Consider the following 18,235-nt stretch of genomic DNA (forward strand, 5'->3'; position numbering starts at 1 on the left):
GGATCCGGTGATGCCGGACCAGCCCTGCCGGGCGCGTGATTGGTGCCAGTGTAGACGCAGGGAGCGGGGTGCGGGCAACTCCGCGCCGGCGGCGTGGTGCGCTTCCGGCCGGCGGCGCCCGTGTCAGGGCTAGGACGGACCACGCAGGCAAGGAAAAAGGGCCCGTGACGGGGGATTCCCGGTCACAGACCCTTTGTCCGTTTGCTCCCCCGACTGGACTCGAACCAGTAACCCTTCGATTAACAGTCGAATGCTCTGCCAATTGAGCTACGGGGGAAAGCGGCGTCCTCAACTATACAGGAACTTTTGGGTGCTCACGAACCGGCGTCCGGACGGCGGGGCGGCAGCTGGACGGCCACCGCTGTGAGACCCTGATGCGCATGCGTAGAACAGTGCAGAAAGCGGTTTGCTACGTGGTCCGGGAGGACCATTTGCTGGTCTTTACACACAACGGTGTGCCGTTGGAGGTCACGGGGGTCCAGGTTCCGGCGGGAACGGTACGGCCCGGCGAGGACCCCGCGGACGCAGCCGTCCGGGAGTTGCACGAGGAGACCGGGCTGAGGGGAACCGTGGTGAGGTACCTGGGCGAGTCGGCCTACGACCTCTGGCCCATGCGCCCGGAAATTGCCGCCCGCCATTTCTTCCAGCTGGAAGTCCCGCCCGGGAGCATCGGCACCCGCTGGGAGGCGGGCGAACCGGACCCGGACTCCGGTGGCGCAGCGGCGTCCTGGACCTGCTGGTGGCTGCCGCTGCCGCAGGCGCACGTACTGGCCGGAGGCCTGGGTTCCCTGCTGGGCCGGCTCGGGCGGAACGGGACGTAAACGGGCAATAAAAAAAGATCCCCGGCCTGCACAACAGGCCGGGGATCTTCTCTCTTGCTCCCCCGACTGGACTCGAACCAGTAACCCTTCGATTAACAGTCGAATGCTCTGCCAATTGAGCTACGGGGGAAAGCGCAGGTTTTACTTTACAGAGATTCCGTCCGGAAACGAAATCGGCGCCGTGCCCGCGGATTTCGGCCGGCTACTGGTCTCCCCGCAGTGCCCGGCGCTGCATCTCCAGTTCCATCAGTTCGCGGTTGAGCTGGTGGAAAAGTTCCGGGTCAGCGTTCGGATCCAGGCGCTGCAGCTGTCCCAGCTTTTCGGCCTTCAGATGGGTCACCTGCAGCTCGAAGAGCCGGTTCAGGATGTCCCGGCAGTACATAAACAGCGCATCGGCATCCCGGGCAGGCAGGGGTGTCACCGCCAGCTCGCTGACGAAGCCGCGCAAGGCGTCGGGCAGTTCCTCGCGCACCCGCTCCACCCAGGCGGCCGGGACCGTTCCGGCGTCGCCCGCGGCACGGATGGCGTTGTGGACGGCTACGTACGCCGGAACAGTAAACCGCGCCGCCTTGAACCGCTCCCACTGCCCGGCATCAAGCAGCCCCGGCTGCTGCAGGGCAACTTCGAGCGCCTGGCGCTCCATCCGGGCCGCCGGATCGTTCGGATCGGGACGGCTGAAGGCCGGGGCGGCCTCGGGCACCGGTTCCTGCCAGGGCTGTGACGGGCCGGACTGCTGCTGGCCGCCGCGGCCGTACTGCTGGGATCCCTGGTGCCCCTGCTGTCCCTGCTGCTGTCCCTGCCGTCCGTACTGCTGGCGGCCCTGCTGGCTGTCCTGGGCGCCGCGGGGCTGGGAAGCGTTGTCCGTCCCGGGGCCTGCGGCCCGGCGCTTGGCGGCCGCGTTGACCGCGCGGGTGACGTCGTCGACGTCGGTTCCAAGCCAGCCGGCCAGCTCGCGAGCGTAGGCCGGCCGCATGGCGGGATCGCGGATGTCCGCCACCACCGGGGCGGCGGCACGCAGAGCGGAGACGCGCCCCTCCACGGTATTGAGGTCGAACTTCCGCAGGGTCGAGCGGATGGCAAATTCAAAGAGCGGACGCCTGGAATGGATCAGCTCGGCCACGGCTGCGTCGCCGTGCCGCTGACGGATATCGCAGGGGTCCATGCCGTTGGGATCCACAGCCACATAGGTCTGCGCGGTGAACCGCTGGTCCTCCTCGAAGGCGCGCAGTGCCGCCTTCTGGCCCGCGGCGTCGCCGTCGAACGTAAAGATCACCTCTCCCCCGGTGCCGTCATCGGAAAGCAGGCGGCGGGCAATCTTGATGTGATCGGTGCCGAAGGCGGTGCCGCAGGTGGCGACGGCGGTGGTGATGCCGGCCAGGTGGCACGCCATCACGTCGGTGTAGCCTTCCACCACCACAATCTGTCGGGTTTTGGCGATGTCCCGCTTGGCCAGGTCGATGCCGTAGAGCACCTGCGATTTCTTGTACAGCGGGGTTTCCGGGGTGTTCAGGTATTTGGGGCCCTGATCGTCTTCGTACAGCTTGCGGGCGCCAAAACCGATGACCGATCCCGTGAGGTCGCGGATAGGCCAGATCAGCCGGCCACGGAACCTGTCGTAGAAGCGTGATGCGTCTGAACCGGTGGAGAACATACCCGTTTCGGCCAGTTCGGGCCGGGTGAAGCCCTTGGCCGTGAGGTGCTTGAGCAGCGAATCCCAGCCCTGCGGGGCGTAACCGACGCCGAAGTGCTCGGCGGCGGCCGGATCGAAGCCGCGTTCCTGGAGGAAGTTCCGTGCGGCTGCGGCACCGGGCGTGCCCAGCTGGCTGCGGAAGAACTCCGCCGCGACCTTGTGCGCGTCCAGCAGGCGCTGGCGTTTACCCACGTCTTCCTTGCGCGGGCCGGTGCCGCCGTCTTCGTAGTGCAGCTCGTAGCCGAGCCTGGCAGCCAGCTTCTCCACGGTTTCCGAGAAGGTGCCGTGGTCCATCTTCTGCACAAAGGAGATGACGTCGCCGCTCTCCCCGCAGCCGAAGCAGTGGTACGTGCCGACCTGGGGGCGGACGTGGAAAGACGGCGAGCGCTCGTCGTGGAAGGGGCACAGCCCCTTGAAGGAGCCGATTCCGGCGGACTTGAGTGTCACGTATCCGTCAATCACGGCCTTGATGTCGGTGCGCAGGCGCACCTCATCGATGTCTTCACGCTTGATCAATCCGGCCATGACTTCAACTTTACTTCCAACTACCTACATAACTTCCCGATCAGGAAGGGATTAGGAAGTCCGGGGACCGCACCGACAGGCGCACTTCCACAAGGAAGGTCCGGACTTGCCCTGGCGTCCGGACCTCCCCTCGAACTTCGCGAACAGCCCTACTGTTCCCGGGGCTCCTCGCCCCGCCGCCGGCTGAGGTAGATTCCCAGTCCGCCGAGCAGGCACAGTCCGGTTCCGAGTGCCAGGTAGGCCCCGGCAGGGATCTCCAATCCGGTGCTGGGGAGGTCCTGCCGACCCGGATTGACCGGCTCCGGCCGCGGCTGGGGCCCGGGAGCTACGGAACTGTAGGTGTTGGTGACTACGGCCGTGACGGTCTCGCTGGGCGGTACCGTCACCGGACCCGGCAGGTCCGACTCCACCGTGACCGTGTCCGTGGCGCCGGTTCCAGTCTCGGTAACAGTGCACTCCGTGCCGGCCGTCAGGCCGGCAAATTCCGTGGACACCTCCCCCGTGGCGCCTGCGGGAATGGTCACGGTTTCGTCCAACGCGGACCCGTCCGTGCCGCACCGGACTTCCAGGACAATTTCGCCCTGTCCGCCGGCGGCCGCTCCGGTGATGACCTTGGTGACCACCAGCACGCCGGGATTAAAGCCGTAGGTGTTGGTCACCGTCAGCTCCGCACCGCCTGCAACCGGGATGGTGACCGGGTCAGTGATCACGGTGTCCACGGACACCGTGGCGGTGGCACCGGTTTCGGTTTCGGTGACCGTGCATTCCGTGCCGGCAGGCAGGTCCTCGAAGTTGGTAGTCACCGTTTCGGCCGTTCCGGCGGGGATGGTTACGGTTTCGTCCAGGACAGAACCGTCCGGACCGCACGTCACCTGCAACACCACCTCACCCTGCGCTCCTGCAGCGTCTCCGGCAATCACCTTGGTGACCGCCAGCGTGCCGGGGGTGAAGGTATAGGTATTGGTGACCGTGGCATCACCCCTGCCGCCGGGGGTGATGGTGACCGGAGCCGGAAGCTCGGTGCTGACCTGGACAAAATCGGTGGCCCCGGTAACCGGTTCAGTAATGGCACAGGTAGCTCCCGCTGGAATATTGAGGAACTGGGCACCAATTTCACCGGTCTCCCCGGCTGGGATCTCGGAGGTTTCCTCAAACACCGTTTCACCGCCCAAGGTGCACAGGACGTCAACTTCCACGGCGTCCTGGTTTCCGGCAGCTTCTCCGATGATCACCTTCGTGACAATCAAGGTGCCCGGGTTTTGGGAATACGTGTCCGTTACCGTGGCCGTGGACGTGACGCCCGCAGCGATGGTCACGGAATCCGGCAGGTCCACCACCACGCCTATTTCGGTGCTCTCACCGGTGACGGGTTCAGTGACGGCGCAGCTCGCGCCTTCCGGGATGCCGGTCAGGGTGCCCGCCGGAACGGTTCCTGCAGTGCCGGCCGTAACGGTGAAGGTCCCCTCTGCCACAACCGCGCTCTCCAGGGTGCAGGTCACCTCAAGGATGACCTCGCCCTGCTGGCCCGCTGACGGGCCGGCAATGGCCTTGTTCACCAGCACCGACCCCGGATTCACTGTGTACGTGTCCGTGACGGTGACTTCCACGGCGCCGCCGGCCGGGATGGTCACTGCTCCGCCGGCCGGATCAATCACGGTACTGACGCTGACCTCTGTGGTCGCACCGGTTGCTGTCTCCGTGACGGTGCAGGTGGTCCCGGCGGGAAGGCCCGTGATTTCCTCCGTGGTGGGTTCGGTGGTGCCGGCCGGAATGGTGATGGTTCGGCTTGCGCCGGAGCTGCAGGTGACCTGCAGGGTAACCATGCCCTGGCGGCCGGCTCCCGCACCGGCGATGTCCTTCCGCACTGCCAGCGTCCCGGGGTTGAACGTGTACGTGTTGGTCAGTGCTGCCGTGACGCTGCCCGCCGCCGGTACCGTGACGGTTCCTTCGCCGGTGACGGTGACGGCCACGGCCGTGGTCTCCCCGGTAGTGGTTTCCGTCACCGTGCAGCTGGTGCCCGCCTCAAGGTCGGGGAATTCTGCTGCCTCCGGAACCAGTGTCCCTTCGGGAATCGTCACTGTGGTGTCCAGCACCGTGGCGCCGTTTAAGGTGCAGACTACGGAGATCACGACCTCGCCCTGTGCGCCGGCAGCCTCGCCGGTATTGGTTTTGGCGACCACCAGCGTGCCGGGGGTGAAGGTGTAGGTGTCGGTAACGGTCGCCGTCGCCGTGGCACCCGAGGGGATGGTGACCGGTCCGGCCGGGATGGTGCTGACCTGGACGCTGTCAGTGGCGCCGTTGACGGTCTCGGTAATGGTGCAGACCGTGCCTGCCGGAATATTGTTGAAGGTCTCCGACGGCGTCCCGGTGGATTCGGCGGCGACGGTAAAGGTGAACTGGTACCCCGTTCCGCAGTCGATGCTGATCACCACCTCGCCCTGGCTGCCGGCAGCGGGACCTTCGATTGACTTGGTGACGGCCAGGGAGCCCACCTCGAAGAATGTTGCGCTGGCGCTGTCGGAGGAGCTCAGCTCACGGGTCGCCGCCAGGATCAGTTTTTGCGCCTGGGTCACGCCCTGCGTCGCGCCGTCATAGAGGTAGACGTTGCCGGTGGGGACAGTGACCGTTGCCCGGGCGGTCACCGTGGCCGGGCCGGTGCCGCCATCCTCGCTCCGCACCCATACCTGGGTGCCGCTGGCTACCGGATTGGTTAGTGGCACGGTCCCTGCCGCATCTGCGAAGAGGCCGAACCCAACATCCGTCGTGACGGTGATTTCCGCTGCCTCCGAAGTGACGGTGTAGGGTCCCGCGACCCCCGTGACCGCTGCTTCGGCGCTGGCCGGCGTGACGGAGATATCCGGGGCGTCCGGCTCGGTGAGCGGTCCCGCAGCAATGGTGGCGTTCACAATCGAGGCGACGTCGGAATACAGGTTGTTGGTGGGATTGACCACGTAACCGTCCGTGAAGAACCAGATGGCGGCCTGCACAGCGGCGGCTTTCCTGTTATTGGTAAGTCCGGCGGGCTCATTGGTATTCGGATAATAGGTGTTCAGAATCCGGTTGACGTAGCCGATGTTGGGGACGTTGGATTCGTCCCACGAGCCGCTTTCATACCCGTAGCCGATGCCGGTAGGTGTACGGATATCAATGCAGTACATCTGTGCCGTGGTGGTCCCGCCGACTTCCTGGGTGTTGATGATGCCGGCAAAACCCACGGTCTCCCGCTGGTAGCCCGACGGTATGGAGGTTGGGTAGGCGGTAATGGGCCAGGCAGCGCCAACAGGCGGAAGTGCCCCCGGCACATTGCTGACACCGGCCCCCGTGGACGTGATGGTTATGTCCGTCGCCGGAGTCGTGGCCGGACCCCTGGTGGGAGGCGTATCCGGACCGAGAACGGCCTGCGCCGGCACCGCGAGCGGAACGGCCATTAACAGCAAACCAGTCAGGAATACCAGTACGCTGCGGAACCGGGATTTTCGTGCCCATCCAAAAACATGGCGGCGGGGGCGGGATACAGGGGATTGCTGGGGGCTCATCGCGACCTCGGGTGCGCTCGTTCGGCCGACATCTCCCGTCAGTGAATCGGAAGACGCTGAACCACCCCGCGCCAAAGGCTAACGGCCTGCCGGCCTGTCCACCAGAGAGCAGCTGCGGAATCCTTGCAAAGGCCTTTGGAAGCGCCTTACCAGAGCGCCGGAACCGGTCCCACCAGCCGCTCGTGCAGGGCAAGCGCCGAGCCGTCCGTCAGCGAAGCGACCTGGTCGACGACGACGCGCAGCCGGGCGCCGTCGTCGACCGCGTCCCGCCAATCGGCGGCGAACATCGGATCCAGGTGTCGATCCCCGGTGGCGGAGAGCTGGGCGACCAGGGCAGTCAGGATTTCGCGCTGGCGTTCGTACAGCGGCTGGCGCTGGTCCGTGGTCATCACAAACGTGGTGGCCAGGCCCTTCATCACCGCGATTTCCAGCTGGGTCTCCTCCGGCACCACCATTTCGGCGTGATACCGGGTCAGCGGGTCCCTGCCGTAGATGACACGGGTGGCTTCCAGCGCACTGTTGCAGAACCGGCCGATCAGCTGACTGGTCATGTCCTTCAGCGCGGCCATCGCGCCGCGGCTGCCGTCCGATTCACGGACCCATACCGGCGTTGCTTCCAGCCGCGCCAGCGCTGCCTCAATGGCTGCAGGCTCAACGCCGGGCAGGTACCACTGCTGCGTGTAGCCCACCACGCGGGCACGCTGGTCGGGGTTGTCCAGCCATTTGAGCTGCACGTGCCCGGCCACAATGGCATCCTCCACATCGTGCACGGAGTAGGAGATGTCATCGGCCAGGTCCATCACCTGCGCCTCGAGGCAGGAGCGTCCGGCGGGAGCGCCGTCGCGCAGCCAGGTGAACACCGGGAGATCGTCCTCATAGACGCCGAACTTGGTGGTGCGGTGCCCGTTGACCAGCGGGGCGTCGGCGATCGACCACGGGTATTTGGTGGCCGCATCCAGGCTGGCGCGGGTCAGGTTCAGCCCGGCCGGGGTGCCGTCCGCAGCAATGATCTTCGGTTCCAGCCGGGTCAGCAGGCGCAGGGTCTGGGCGTTGCCTTCAAAACCGCCGATCGCGTGCGCAATATCGTTCAGCGCCGTCTCACCGTTGTGGCCGAAGGGCGGGTGCCCCAGGTCATGGGAGAGGCAGGCGGCGTCGACGACGTCGGGGTCGCAGCCCAGCGCGTTGCCCAGTTCCCGGCCCACCTGGGCCACTTCGAGGCTGTGCGTCAGCCGGGTCCGCACGAAGTCGTCCGTGTCCGGGGCCACCACCTGCGTTTTGGCACCTAGCCGGCGCAGGGCAGACGAGTGCAGCACCCGCGCCCGGTCGCGGCCGAACTGCGTGCGGTTGGTGTTTTTCGCCGGTTCGGTAACCCAGCGGGCCAGATCGAATTCGGTATAGCCTGCGGTGGAAACTGCCTGCGGGAAGGTCATGGGTTGTGTTAGCCGCCTGATACGTCGAGTTCGGCTGCCGAGATGATGGCCTTCTGGGCGGCGTTGAGTTCCCGCCCGTCCAGCCAGCCTTCCGGCAGCGCTGTCTTTTTGGGTGTGCCGGCCCGTCCGCGCGGCCCCTCGGCGTCGGCGCCGGGGTAGGGAGCGTCAGGATCCAGCTGGTCCAGCAGTTCACGGAGCACCGCCAGGGACGGTACCGTGGCCAGTTTAGCGCGGAGGTCTCCCCCTACTACGTAGCCCTTGAAGTACCAGGCCATGTGCTTGCGGATGTCCCGCAGGGCAATCACTTCGTCGCCGAAGGTTTCCACCAGCAGTTCGGCGTGCCGGTACACACTCTCCGAAACCTGCTTCAGCCCCGGCCGGTGCCGTTCGGCGCTGCCTTCGAATGCGGCCTCAAGGTCGCCGAAGAGCCACGGGCGGCCCTGGCAGCCGCGGCCAATCACGACGCCGTCCACTCCGGTTTCGCGCACCATGCGGATGGCGTCCTCCGCGGACCAGATGTCGCCGTTGCCCAGCACCGGCATATCCGGCAGGGCTTCGCGCAGTTCGGCGATGGCGGACCAGTCGGCCTTGCCGGAGTAGAACTGCGAGGCGGTGCGGCCGTGCAGGGTCACTGCAGCCACCCCGGAGTCCCGGGCAATCTTCCCGGCGTCCAGGAAGGTCAGATGGTCCTCGTCAATGCCCTTGCGCATCTTGATGGTCAGGGGCACGTTGCCGCGGGAGGCTTCCTTCACAGCCGTCTGCACAATGGCCGTAAACAGGTCCAGCTTCCAGGGCAGGGCCGAGCCGCCGCCCTTGCGGGTGACCTTGGGGACCGGGCAGCCGAAGTTCAGGTCAATGTGGTCGGCACGGTCTTCCTCCACCAGGAGGCGGACGGCTGCTCCGACGGTCTTGGGGTCCACACCGTAGAGCTGAACAGAGCGGACCTTTTCGTCGTCGTCGTGCTTGATGATGCGCATCGACTCAGGGGAACGCTCCACCAGGGCGCGGGAGGTGACCATTTCGGTCACGTAGAGGCCGCCGCCGTATTCACGGCAGAGGCGGCGGAAGGCCTTGTTGGTGATGCCGGCCATGGGGGCCAGGATCACCGGTGTGTCCACGGTGATCGGGCCCAATTGCAGCGGGGGAAGCTCGAGCTTGAGTTCCGGAGATAAAACAGTCACCTGTCTATTCTCGCAAGTGGATGCAAATCGAGCACGCGCCGCCCCCGGCGGTCCGGCCCGGGCGCCCGGTGAAGGCAACTAAGATCAGAGGGAAAGAACTTTCCATCGGGTGAAGGACGTATTGCCGCATGCCACGCGAATCCGGGACCAAGCGTGCCATTCTGGACGCCGCGTTGGAACTTGCCGCGGCCAACGGCATTTCCGGGACCACCATGGATGACGTGGCCGAACGGGCCGGAGTGGCCAAGGGCAGCCTCTATTACAACTTTTCGTCCAAGGACAAGCTCTTCGAGAAGCTGTTGCTGGAGGGCGTGGGTGCGCTGACCGATTCGCTCCGGACCGCCCGCAGCGGTCTGCAGGGTTGGGAGGCCATTGAGTCCATGGTGCAGGCGCTGCTGGAACTGCTTTGCGCCAACCGCGCCCTGGCGAAGCTGATGGCTGCCGAGATCCTGCGCACCGACCGTACGTGGCAGCATTCCCTGCACCTGCTGCGCCAGGAGGCACTGGCCGAGTTTGTTGAGCCCATCGAACAGACGGTGAAGCAGAACGGCACGGCCGGCCCGGACAACGTGATGCTGATTGCCGGCAGCGTCTTCGGCGCCACCCTGATGGCGGCGCTGGACTGGCTGGTGTTCGATCCGGAACGGCCCGTGGAGAAGGTCACTGCCTCGGTCCTCTACGCCCTTTCCGGCCGCCTGAAGTCCTAGGCCTGCCGATGGGCCCGTGCCGTCCACGGGGATCACCGCCCCTGCCCCTAGGATGGCCCTCGTGGCGTCCAAGAAAACCTGGTTTCCCAAGGCAGCTGCCCTCGTGGCGGTGCTTTTCCTGATGCTGGTCCCCTCTGCCCAGTTGCAGGAGCGGACCTCTGTGCAGGAGAGATATGTGCGGGAGGCCCTCAGCAGGATGGACGCAGGGATCCACGCCGACAGTTCAGCATGGAGGCAGGCACGGTCAGACGCGGTACGTGAAGCCGACGGTCTCGAGAGTATGGACGCGGCCTACGCGTTGCTGGACCGCCTTGCCCGCGTCGCAGGCGGTGGACACAGTTCCTTTTCCGCGCCGGATCAAACGCTCGCCTATCGGTCCGCCACCGGTAACCATGCCCTTCCCGTTGTCGAGGCCAATGATCGGATTGCCACGATCAAATTACCGGGCTTTGCAAGTGACAACCTTGAAGCATTGCAGCGGTACAGCGACGCCGGTATCAAGGCGATAGCGGCAGCCGCCCCAACAGCCCGCTGCGGCTGGATCCTCGACCTGCGAAACCACTCGGGCGGCAGCGTCTATTCAATCCTCGGCGCTGTCACTCCCCTGATTGACGACGGCGAGGTGCTGTCCTACGCGTACCCTGGCGGACGCACCACCGCACTCAGGTTCGAGGGCCCCCGGATACTTGCGCCGGACGGAAGCGTCTGGTCCGATTCCGCCGTTCCGTTTCCCCTGCTCGATTCCCCGCGCATCGCGATCCTGCAGGATAAAGGAACGGTCAGCGCCGGGGAGGCAATCATCGTGGCGCTGGCAGGGCAGGACAATGTCAGGAGCTTCGGACGCGAGACACGGGGGTACCCCACCCTCAACCATCTGATCCCGATGGATGACGGCGCCATCCTCGCCATAACGGTCGCCCATAACCAGGACCGGTTCGGGAAGATCTACGGCGGACCGATTCCGCCTGACGAACGAGTCCAGTCCTACAATGACGACTTCGCATCAGCGCAAGCCTGGCTCCTGGCGCAGTGTTAGCGGTTGCGGCCTCGCAGCAGGCCCCCGGCGCAGCAAAGGCGGCCCCGGCACTGCGCGTCTGCACGGTGCCGGGGCCGCCTTTTTTGCGTACCGCTGTCAGTCGCTGAGGATCAGCGTTTCACTGCCGACCTGGCGGGCCACGCCGTGCTTGGTCAGCGGCTCCAGTGCCCGGACGACGGCGGTCATGGACTCGTCCACCTCCAGCTGCACCGGATACTGGTAGGCCAGCATGGCAATGAGTGATTCCACCGCTGCCTGCGCCTCGTCGTCGCCGAGCGTGGTGTCGTAGCCCACCAGCACATCGGCCGGCTCGTCGGTGCGTTCCTGCGTGTAGCTCACCGCGAAGGCGGCAATCTTCCCGCCGTCCTTCTTCGGCTTGTCCCGCAGCACCACGGCACCGGAAGCGCCGGTGGCGTCGTTGAGCAGCATCTGCTGGGCCCGGCCCAGGTTCATGTCCGCCCGGTCCCAGTCATGGACCGAGTTGTAGAACTCCGTGACCGCCTGGGTGAGTTCCACCGAGCCGGTGGCCGCTTCATCCAGCTGGGGGCCGTCGTCGTGGAAGACGGGCAGTTTGAGCTTGCCCGGCTCCACCACCACAACGCAGGAACGCTGGATGGGCCTCAGCCCGCCGGCTTCGGCAAACGCGGCGGCCGGGGTGCCCGGTTCCACCTTCGCGCGCAGCTTCCGCACGCCCGACGGCGCCGACTCGGCTTCCTTCCGCAGCATCCCCAGCAGGGCGGTCCCAAGTCCGGTGCGCCGGTTTTCCCGGGCCACCTCAACATAGGCCCAGAGCCGGTCCGGGTGCAGGCTGGTTTCGTACACCACACCGGCGGCTACGGGAATCCCGTCGTCTTCGGCCACGATGCAGCGGCTCCACGGTTCGTCGGAGGACGGACGCAGCACGGCACGGAACTGCCCTGCCTGCACGCTCTCCGGATCGCCCCAGAGCTGGTTGAGCTTGAGGTCGTCGTCTTCACGCCATTCGCGGAATGAAAGAGCCATTACGCGCCGATCAGCCTTTCCGCGAGGTAGCCCTCGACCTTGTCCAGGCTCACCCGCTCCTGGGCCATCGTGTCGCGTTCGCGCACGGTGACGGCGTGGTCTTCGAGGGTGTCGAAGTCCACGGTGATGCAGAACGGGGTGCCGATCTCGTCCTGGCGGCGGTAGCGGCGGCCAATGGCGCCGGCGTCATCGAAGTCGATGTTCCAGTTGCGGCGCAGCTGCGCGGCGAGGTCCTTGGCCTTGGGCGAAAGGTCCTCGTTGCGGCTCAGCGGCAGTACCGCGGCCTTGACCGGCGCCAGGCGCGGGTCAAGCTTCAGCACGGTGCGCTTGTCCACCCCGCCCTTGGCGTTGGGTGCTTCATCCTCGGTGTAGGAATCCACGAGGAACGCCATGAAGGAACGCGTCAGGCCCGCGGCGGGCTCAATCACGTAGGGGGTGAAGCGCTCGTTGGTGGCCTGGTTGAAGTAGCTCAGGTCGGTGCCGGAGTGCTTGGAGTGCGTGCCCAGGTCAAAGTCGGTGCGGTTGGCAATGCCTTCCAGCTCGCCCCACTCACTGCCCTGGAAGCCGAAGCGGTATTCGACGTCGGTGGTGCCCTTGGAGTAGTGGCTCAGCTTTTCCAGCGGGTGTTCGAACAGGCGCAGGTTCTCCGGGTCGATACCCAGCTCCACGTACCAGTTGAACCGGTTTTCGATCCAGTACTTGTGCCATTCCTCGTCCGTGCCCGGCTCGACGAAGAATTCCATTTCCATCTGCTCGAACTCGCGGGTGCGGAAGATGAAGTTGCCCGGGGTGATTTCGTTGCGGAAGCTCTTGCCGATCTGGCCGATGCCGAACGGCGGCTTCTTGCGCGAGGTGGTCAGCACATTGTTGAAGTTCACAAAGATGCCCTGTGCCGTTTCGGGACGCAGGTAGTGCATGCCTTCCTCGTTGGCCACCGGGCCCAGGAAGGTCTTGAGCAGGCCGGAGAACTCCTGCGGCTCGGTCCACTGGCCCTTGGTGCCGCAGTTGGCGCAGGCAATGTCGGCCAGGCCGTTTTCGGGGGCGTGGCCCTTCTTTTCCTCGTAGGCTTCCTCGAGGTGGTCGGCACGGTAGCGCTTGTGGCAGCTCAGGCACTCCACCAGCGGATCGGAGAAGACCTCCACGTGTCCGGAGGCCTCCCAGACCTGGCGCGGCAGGATCACGGCGGAGTCCAGGCCCACGACGTCGTCGCGGCCGCGGACCATGTGCTGCCACCACTGCTTCTTGATGTTTTCCTTGAGCTCGACACCCAGGGGGCCGTAATCCCATGCGGAGCGTGACCCGCCGTAAATCTCACCCGACTGGAAGACAAAGCCCCTGCGCTTGGCCAGGGAGATGATCGGATCCAGCTTGGATTTGGTCGAAGCCATGGAATGGTACCGCCGTTCTTTTCGTGTCTACAGGGCCGCTGGGTGCGGTCCGCTCGTGGTCCCGGGCCCGTCCGCGCAGCAGCAGAAATGCATGCGGGAACAGTGCCGACGGGCAAAGCTATAACTACCAGCTTAAGGTGACTATGCCCCGCTGACCTACCGGGACGGTGCGGAGCGCGTTGCGGGCGTCAGCGCGGGGTGGGTTCGGTGTCCCGCTGCGGCAGGCGGCGACGGCGGCGCAGGCCGCTGCCGGGCATGTTCCACGGCAGGGTGGCCAGCACAATGGCCACCAGCGTCAGCAGGGTGCCGAGCACGGTCGCGGCCACCACCACGGAGCCCGGGGCAGGGAAAACAATGTCCAGCAGCAGGGAGCCGATCAGCTGCCCGCCGATCAGGCCCAGGCTGGTCAGCAGCACACCCAGGCTGCGCACCAGCAGGGCCCCCACGCCGATGAACACGCAGCCCAGCGGCCCGCCCAGGTACAGCCACCACTCCCCGGGCAGCGGATTGCCCATCCCGGACACCGCCACCTTGATCCCCCACATCACGGCCAGCAGGACGGTGCCGGAGATGAAGTTGACCAGGGTCGCGGTGATCGGGGTCCCGTAGTGCATGCCCGTGGTGCCGTTCATGGCCTGCTGGAAACTCATCAGCATGCCGGCGGTCAGTGGAAGCAGCACCGGCAGCAGCCACTCGGACGGCTCGCTCCCGGTGCCCAGCTTGGGGCTGACGGCCCAGGCCACCGCGGCGATGGTCAGCACGGCGCCCACCACGCGCATCACGGTCAGGGCCTTTTTGCCGGCCGGCCCGATGCCGAGCCGGTCCACCACCAGTCCGGTCAGGGTCTGGCCGGCGACGGCGGCAACGGTGAACACTGCCACGCCGAGCACGGCCACGGTCAGGGTCTGGGAGAGCACAAAGTAGCCGCCGATCATGCCGGCCAGCACGTAGTAGCGCGGGAAGCGGCGCTCGCGCAGGGAGGGAAGCAGCTGCCCGGCGCCGGCCCGGCCGCGCGGCAGGGCCAGGCTGATCGCCGTCATCACTACCAGGCCCACGACGAAACTGACCAGCGCGGCTGCCAACCCGTCGTCCAGCCGCTCCCCCAGGGCGCCGTTGACACGGGCCTGCGAGGGTATGGCGACGCCGGCAAGCATGGACAGGGGCAGACCGATCAGCGGGGATATCCGCACAGCATTTGGCACGCGTCCACCCTACCGCCACCGCTCCCGCCGTCGTGCCGCCCGCGACCCCGCCGTCATCGTCCCCACAGCAGGTGCCGTCATCGCCCGCTGCTTGGCGGCGTCGCCGCCGTCGCGTCAGTGCGGCGGGGTGGGCTGGGGAAAGTCGGGCAGAATGGAAGCATGAGTACCCCCGACGCCCAAGACCTGCCCATCCGCGATGAAATGATCCGCCTGGGCCAGCTGCTTAAGCTTGCCAACCTCGCCGAAGACGGCATCCACGCCAAACAGCTGATCGAGGACGGGCTGGTTAAGGTCAACGGCGACATTGAAGAACGGCGCGGCCGCCAGCTGCATGCCGGCGACGAGGTGTCCGTGAACGGCGAAACCGTCCGGATTGTCCGCGAAGGCTGATCCCGGCCGCTAGGCCTGCTTCACGCCCCGCAAAACGGTGTGCGCCAGGAACTCCTTCACGTGCCCCAGCTCCTGCATATTGATCCCGTGTCCCATGTTGGAATACAGGATCTTGGTCAGCGCCGTATGGGTGTTCAGCCAGGCGTGCGTGTATTCGATCCGCGGGGCCTCGATCACCGGGTCGGCCTGGTCCCGGCCCCAGAAGAACGGCACGCGGTGCTGTTCCAGTTCCCCGTCGTGGAAGAAGGCGTTGTCTTCCGAGGGGACCACAAACCCGGAAAGCCCGACGACGGCGGCGAAGTCCTGCGGGCGGTGCCGCAGCAGGGTCGTGGCCACCGCCATACCCATGGAGAACCCGAGCAGGCTGACGCTGGTGTGTCCGGCGCTGACGCTGTCCAGCCAGTCGGAGACAGCCGCAACGGAGTCGACGACGGCCTCAACGGAATAGCCGGCGTCGCCCGTCAGGGGGAACCAGGTGTACCCGGGGCCGAGCGCCTGCGGGGCCCGCACCGAAGCGATGGTGAAGTCCGCCGGAAGGTAGTCCGTGAGGCCCATCAGGTCTTCCTCATTGGCGAGGTACCCGTGGAAGAGCACCAGCAGCGGAGTGCCCGCGCGTTCGGCTTCGGGCTTGGACCACAGGACCACGGGATTCGCATCAGTCATGAATCCAATTCTGGCACGCCCGTAACGGGAACCTACGGTCGCGTAGCCAGAGGGTCGTTTGCAAGTATGGGTCGGTGAGTACAACGTCAACGCCTGAGACCGCCGGGTTGCCGGCCGCAACCGGACAAGCACCAAGCCACCCGTGGAGCCGCTACGTGGCCCTGGGAGACTCCTTTACCGAAGGCATCGGGGATCCCGATCCGCAAAGCCCCGGCGGCAACCGCGGCTGGGCCGACCGGGTAGCCGAGGAACTCGCCGTGGGCCATCCGGACTTTGCCTACGCCAACCTGGCCATCCGGGGCAGGCTGCTCAACCAGATCATCGAGGAGCAGCTTGCTCCCGCCGTGGCCCTGAAGCCCGATCTGGTCACCATCTGTGCCGGCGGCAATGACGTTATCCGCCCCGGCGGCGATCCGGACCGGCTGGCCGAGCGCATTGACGGAGCGATCGCCGAACTGCGCGCCACGGGAGCCACCGTCGTGCTGTTCACCGGCCCCGACCTCGGCAACACCCCGGTGCTGGGCAGCGTGCGCGGACGGGTGGGCATCTACAACGAGAACCTGCGGACGGTGGCGGCCCGCCATGACGCGGTCATCGCCGACATGTGGGCGCTGCGCGCGCTGAGTGACCCGCAGATGTGGGCGCCGGACCGGCTGCACTTCTCCCCGCTGGGACACCACACCATTGCCGCGATGGTGCTGGACACCCTCAACGTGCCGCATTCCCTCTCACCGCTGGAAACCAAACCGCTGCCGCCGAAGAAATGGCGGGCTGCCCGGTCCGAAGACCTGGTCTGGGCGAGGGAGTTCCTCTTCCCCTGGGTGGTGCGGCGGGTACGCCACCAATCCTCCGGCGACGGCATCTCCGCGAAGCGGCCCGAAGCAGGTCCGATGTTCGGTGCACCCATGCCGCAGGGCTCTGACGTCGGCGACTAGCCGGTTCAGGCAGCGTCCTGCAGCCTAGCTGCTGCCAGCTGGCGCGGCCCCGGCCCGCCGGCCGAGCCTGAAGCCGCCCCAAAAGGCTGCTGCCACCAGTCCCAGGGCCACCAGCAGGTATCCCAACTGCATTTTGCCGGTGAGGAACATGCCCGGCCTTATGCTTTCCTCCAGCGGAGCGTAGGCGAACCAGCCGAAGGACTCCGACTGTCCCGTTGCTGCCAGCACGGCACCCGATACCAGCAGGGCGAGAGCCACCAGTGGGATTGCTGCTGCCGCCAGCAGCCGGGCTGCCCGGCGTCCGGCCGGTCCGGTTGCACGGCGGGTCCGCGGCGGGCGGTTCCCTCTCGGGCGGTGGTCGGGCGTGTCCGATGCGTCGCTCATGTCGGCAAGGCTAACCCGGAAGCTCGCGGCGCGCCCTTACTTCTCGGCCTGTTCGATCAGGTTCGCCAGATGGAAGGCCCAGCCTTCCCGGTGCGCCTCGGACAGGACGGGGCCGGCTTTCAGTCCTGCGAACCCGCTTTCCGTGACGGCGACGTCGGTGGCTCCGCCGTCGCCGTCGTCGGCCGGGGTCAACTCAAAGCTCACCACGGTGTGTGCTTCCCAGTCCGGGGACGTCCACCGGAAGGACAGGAGCTTCTCCGGGGCTACGGCCAGGACGGTTCCCTTGGCGGTGTGCTCCACTCCGTCTTCCATCCACCGTTCCTGCAGCGGGGCGCCGGGGTGGGGCGCGAAGTCCATGTCCGGCCACCAGGCGGCCCGGTTGTCCACGAGTGTGTGCCAGAGGGTCTCCGGTGTGCAGCGGGCCCGTCCCTGCAGATGAATCCGGTCAGTCATGCCCAAAGTTTTCCCACGGATTCCCGCCACAGGCAAGGGAAGCGCCCTGTTAGCCGCCGGCCGGAGTTGGTATAGCTGGGTTCCGGCCTATTTAAAGGAGCACTCATGCCCGCAGTATCCAACCGGTTCCCGGCCGGCGCCCCGTGCTGGGCGGATCTTGCCAGCTCCGATCCACAGCGTGCCCGGGAGTTTTATTCGGGATTGCTTGGCTGGGAAGCTGCGGAGTCCGCCCAGGAGCCCGGCGGCTATGTGGATTTCCTGCACCGTGGAGCCGTCGTGGCCGGAATGATGCCCAACTCGCCCGAGACCGCCTTCCCGGACACGTGGACGGTCTATCTGGCTTCCGCGGATGCCGCCGGATCCGCCGATGCGGCCGCCGCAGCGGGCGGGCAGGTGATGCTGGATCCGCTGGTCATCCGGGACAAGGGCACCTCGGCGATGCTGGGCGATCCCAGCGGCGGCACTATCGGCATCTGGCAGCCACAGGCCCATCCCGGCTTCGGCCGGATCGATGAAGCCGGGGCGCCGGTCTGGTACGAGCTGCTGACGGGGAACTATCCCGCCGCCCTGGCGTTCTACCGCGAGGTGTTCGGCTGGGAGACGGAGGTGCTGGCGGACAGCAGCGAGTTCCGGTACACCACGGTGCAAAGCAACGGCCGGCCGGTGGCAGGGGTCATGGACGGTGTCACGGACCTGCCCGAGGGGGTGCCCTCGCATTGGGAGCTCTACTTCGGGCACACGGATGTGGACGCCGCCGCTGATCTCGCCGAACAGCTGGGCGGATCCGTGCTCACTCCACCCGAGGACTCCCCCTACGGCCGGATGGTCCAACTGGCCGATCCGACCGGGGCTTCCTTCTGGCTGATGGAAGCCGAGGCCGGTTAGCGGTCCC

The 18,235-nt window shown here is 66.4% G+C and carries 16 protein-coding genes and 2 tRNA genes; 6 read left to right on the forward strand and 12 right to left on the reverse strand.

Annotated features, from left to right (window positions below; translation table 11 throughout):
• Nucleotides 1-204 precede the first annotated feature (204 nt).
• Nucleotides 205-277, reverse strand: a tRNA-Asn gene (locus AC5RUF_RS12305).
• A 103-nt stretch (nucleotides 278-380) separates the two neighbouring features.
• Here AC5RUF_RS12305 and AC5RUF_RS12310 point away from each other — a divergent pair.
• Nucleotides 381-821, forward strand: a complete 441-nt coding sequence (locus tag AC5RUF_RS12310; RefSeq protein ID WP_494130759.1) for an NUDIX domain-containing protein — start codon at nucleotides 381-383, stop codon at nucleotides 819-821.
• A gap of 57 nt (nucleotides 822-878) precedes the next feature.
• On the opposite strand, the gene AC5RUF_RS12315 is transcribed toward AC5RUF_RS12310, so the two are convergent.
• The 5 genes from AC5RUF_RS12315 to dusB form a co-directional block, all read right to left on the reverse strand.
• Nucleotides 879-951, reverse strand: a tRNA-Asn gene (locus AC5RUF_RS12315).
• Nucleotides 952-1,023: 72 nt separating this feature from the next.
• On the reverse strand, nucleotides 1,024-3,036 hold the full coding sequence (dnaG, locus tag AC5RUF_RS12320) for a DNA primase (RefSeq protein WP_494130760.1): 2,013 nt from the start codon (nucleotides 3,034-3,036) through the stop codon (nucleotides 1,024-1,026).
• Nucleotides 3,037-3,185: 149 nt separating this feature from the next.
• Complete coding sequence (locus tag AC5RUF_RS12325; RefSeq protein ID WP_494130761.1) at nucleotides 3,186-6,464, reverse strand: DUF5979 domain-containing protein; 3,279 nt, start codon at nucleotides 6,462-6,464, stop codon at nucleotides 3,186-3,188.
• Between the two features lie 254 nt (nucleotides 6,465-6,718).
• Entirely contained in the window at nucleotides 6,719-8,002 is a 1,284-nt protein-coding gene (locus AC5RUF_RS12330) for a deoxyguanosinetriphosphate triphosphohydrolase (RefSeq protein WP_494130762.1), read from the reverse strand.
• Between the two features lie 8 nt (nucleotides 8,003-8,010).
• Nucleotides 8,011-9,183, reverse strand: a complete 1,173-nt coding sequence (gene dusB / locus AC5RUF_RS12335; RefSeq protein ID WP_494130763.1) for a tRNA dihydrouridine synthase DusB — start codon at nucleotides 9,181-9,183, stop codon at nucleotides 8,011-8,013.
• 128 nt (nucleotides 9,184-9,311) lie between these two features.
• Here dusB and AC5RUF_RS12340 point away from each other — a divergent pair, with 128 nt between their 5' ends.
• Both AC5RUF_RS12340 and AC5RUF_RS12345 read left to right on the forward strand, forming a co-directional pair.
• Nucleotides 9,312-9,890, forward strand: a complete 579-nt coding sequence (locus AC5RUF_RS12340; RefSeq protein WP_494130764.1) for a TetR/AcrR family transcriptional regulator — start codon at nucleotides 9,312-9,314, stop codon at nucleotides 9,888-9,890.
• 61 nt (nucleotides 9,891-9,951) lie between these two features.
• On the forward strand, nucleotides 9,952-10,926 hold the full coding sequence (locus AC5RUF_RS12345; protein WP_494130765.1) for a S41 family peptidase: 975 nt from the start codon (nucleotides 9,952-9,954) through the stop codon (nucleotides 10,924-10,926).
• 96 nt (nucleotides 10,927-11,022) lie between these two features.
• On the opposite strand, the gene AC5RUF_RS12350 is transcribed toward AC5RUF_RS12345, so the two are convergent.
• The 3 genes from AC5RUF_RS12350 to AC5RUF_RS12360 all read right to left on the reverse strand — a co-directional run bounded on the left by AC5RUF_RS12350 (nucleotide 11,023) and on the right by AC5RUF_RS12360 (nucleotide 14,518).
• Nucleotides 11,023-11,928 carry a GNAT family N-acetyltransferase gene (locus AC5RUF_RS12350; RefSeq protein ID WP_494130766.1) on the reverse strand — a complete coding sequence of 302 codons (906 nt, stop codon included), beginning with the start codon at nucleotides 11,926-11,928 and terminating at the stop codon, nucleotides 11,023-11,025.
• Nucleotides 11,928-13,316: a glycine--tRNA ligase gene (locus AC5RUF_RS12355; protein WP_493996409.1), complete on the reverse strand. Its 1,389-nt coding sequence runs from the start codon at nucleotides 13,314-13,316 to the stop codon at nucleotides 11,928-11,930. The genes AC5RUF_RS12350 and AC5RUF_RS12355 overlap by 1 nt, the downstream gene beginning before the upstream one ends.
• 188 nt (nucleotides 13,317-13,504) lie before the next feature.
• Nucleotides 13,505-14,518, reverse strand: coding sequence for a DMT family transporter (locus tag AC5RUF_RS12360; protein WP_494130767.1), 1,014 nt, complete (start codon nucleotides 14,516-14,518; stop codon nucleotides 13,505-13,507).
• A 159-nt stretch (nucleotides 14,519-14,677) separates the two neighbouring features.
• Here AC5RUF_RS12360 and AC5RUF_RS12365 point away from each other — a divergent pair, with 159 nt between their 5' ends.
• On the forward strand, nucleotides 14,678-14,908 hold the full coding sequence (locus AC5RUF_RS12365) for an RNA-binding S4 domain-containing protein (protein WP_493998396.1): 231 nt from the start codon (nucleotides 14,678-14,680) through the stop codon (nucleotides 14,906-14,908).
• 9 nt (nucleotides 14,909-14,917) lie between these two features.
• Here AC5RUF_RS12365 and AC5RUF_RS12370 read toward each other — a convergent pair whose 3' ends face one another.
• Nucleotides 14,918-15,571: an alpha/beta hydrolase gene (locus AC5RUF_RS12370; RefSeq protein ID WP_494130768.1), complete on the reverse strand. Its 654-nt coding sequence runs from the start codon at nucleotides 15,569-15,571 to the stop codon at nucleotides 14,918-14,920.
• Nucleotides 15,572-15,645: 74 nt separating this feature from the next.
• On the opposite strand from AC5RUF_RS12370, the gene AC5RUF_RS12375 reads away from it, so the two are divergent.
• Nucleotides 15,646-16,506: an SGNH/GDSL hydrolase family protein gene (locus AC5RUF_RS12375; RefSeq protein ID WP_494130769.1), complete on the forward strand. Its 861-nt coding sequence runs from the start codon at nucleotides 15,646-15,648 to the stop codon at nucleotides 16,504-16,506.
• Between the two features lie 24 nt (nucleotides 16,507-16,530).
• Here AC5RUF_RS12375 and AC5RUF_RS12380 read toward each other — a convergent pair whose 3' ends face one another.
• Nucleotides 16,531-16,890, reverse strand: a complete 360-nt coding sequence (locus AC5RUF_RS12380) for a hypothetical protein (RefSeq protein WP_494130770.1) — start codon at nucleotides 16,888-16,890, stop codon at nucleotides 16,531-16,533.
• Nucleotides 16,891-16,926: 36 nt separating this feature from the next.
• Nucleotides 16,927-17,343 carry an SRPBCC family protein gene (locus AC5RUF_RS12385; RefSeq protein WP_493998843.1) on the reverse strand — a complete coding sequence of 139 codons (417 nt, stop codon included), beginning with the start codon at nucleotides 17,341-17,343 and terminating at the stop codon, nucleotides 16,927-16,929.
• A gap of 105 nt (nucleotides 17,344-17,448) precedes the next feature.
• On the opposite strand from AC5RUF_RS12385, the gene AC5RUF_RS12390 reads away from it, so the two are divergent.
• Nucleotides 17,449-18,228, forward strand: coding sequence for a VOC family protein (locus AC5RUF_RS12390; RefSeq protein ID WP_493998844.1), 780 nt, complete (start codon nucleotides 17,449-17,451; stop codon nucleotides 18,226-18,228).
• Nucleotides 18,229-18,235 lie beyond the last annotated feature (7 nt).

It is taken from the genome of Arthrobacter sp. Y3224198 (assembly GCF_059090025.1).

Coding starts and splice junctions, on each gene's coding strand:
- AC5RUF_RS12310 (WP_494130759.1), top strand. CDS start 381: ATGCGTAGAACAGTGCAGAAAGCGGTTTGCTACGTGGTCCGGGAGGAC.
- dnaG (WP_494130760.1), bottom strand. CDS start 3,036: ATGGCCGGATTGATCAAGCGTGAAGACATCGATGAGGTGCGCCTGCGC.
- AC5RUF_RS12325 (WP_494130761.1), bottom strand. CDS start 6,464: ATGGCCGTTCCGCTCGCGGTGCCGGCGCAGGCCGTTCTCGGTCCGGAT.
- AC5RUF_RS12330 (WP_494130762.1), bottom strand. CDS start 8,002: ATGACCTTCCCGCAGGCAGTTTCCACCGCAGGCTATACCGAATTCGAT.
- AC5RUF_RS12340 (WP_494130764.1), top strand. CDS start 9,312: ATGCCACGCGAATCCGGGACCAAGCGTGCCATTCTGGACGCCGCGTTG.
- AC5RUF_RS12350 (WP_494130766.1), bottom strand. CDS start 11,928: ATGGCTCTTTCATTCCGCGAATGGCGTGAAGACGACGACCTCAAGCTC.
- AC5RUF_RS12355 (WP_493996409.1), bottom strand. CDS start 13,316: ATGGCTTCGACCAAATCCAAGCTGGATCCGATCATCTCCCTGGCCAAG.
- AC5RUF_RS12365 (WP_493998396.1), top strand. CDS start 14,678: ATGAGTACCCCCGACGCCCAAGACCTGCCCATCCGCGATGAAATGATC.
- AC5RUF_RS12370 (WP_494130768.1), bottom strand. CDS start 15,571: ATGACTGATGCGAATCCCGTGGTCCTGTGGTCCAAGCCCGAAGCCGAA.
- AC5RUF_RS12380 (WP_494130770.1), bottom strand. CDS start 16,890: ATGAGCGACGCATCGGACACGCCCGACCACCGCCCGAGAGGGAACCGC.
- AC5RUF_RS12385 (WP_493998843.1), bottom strand. CDS start 17,343: ATGACTGACCGGATTCATCTGCAGGGACGGGCCCGCTGCACACCGGAG.
- AC5RUF_RS12390 (WP_493998844.1), top strand. CDS start 17,449: ATGCCCGCAGTATCCAACCGGTTCCCGGCCGGCGCCCCGTGCTGGGCG.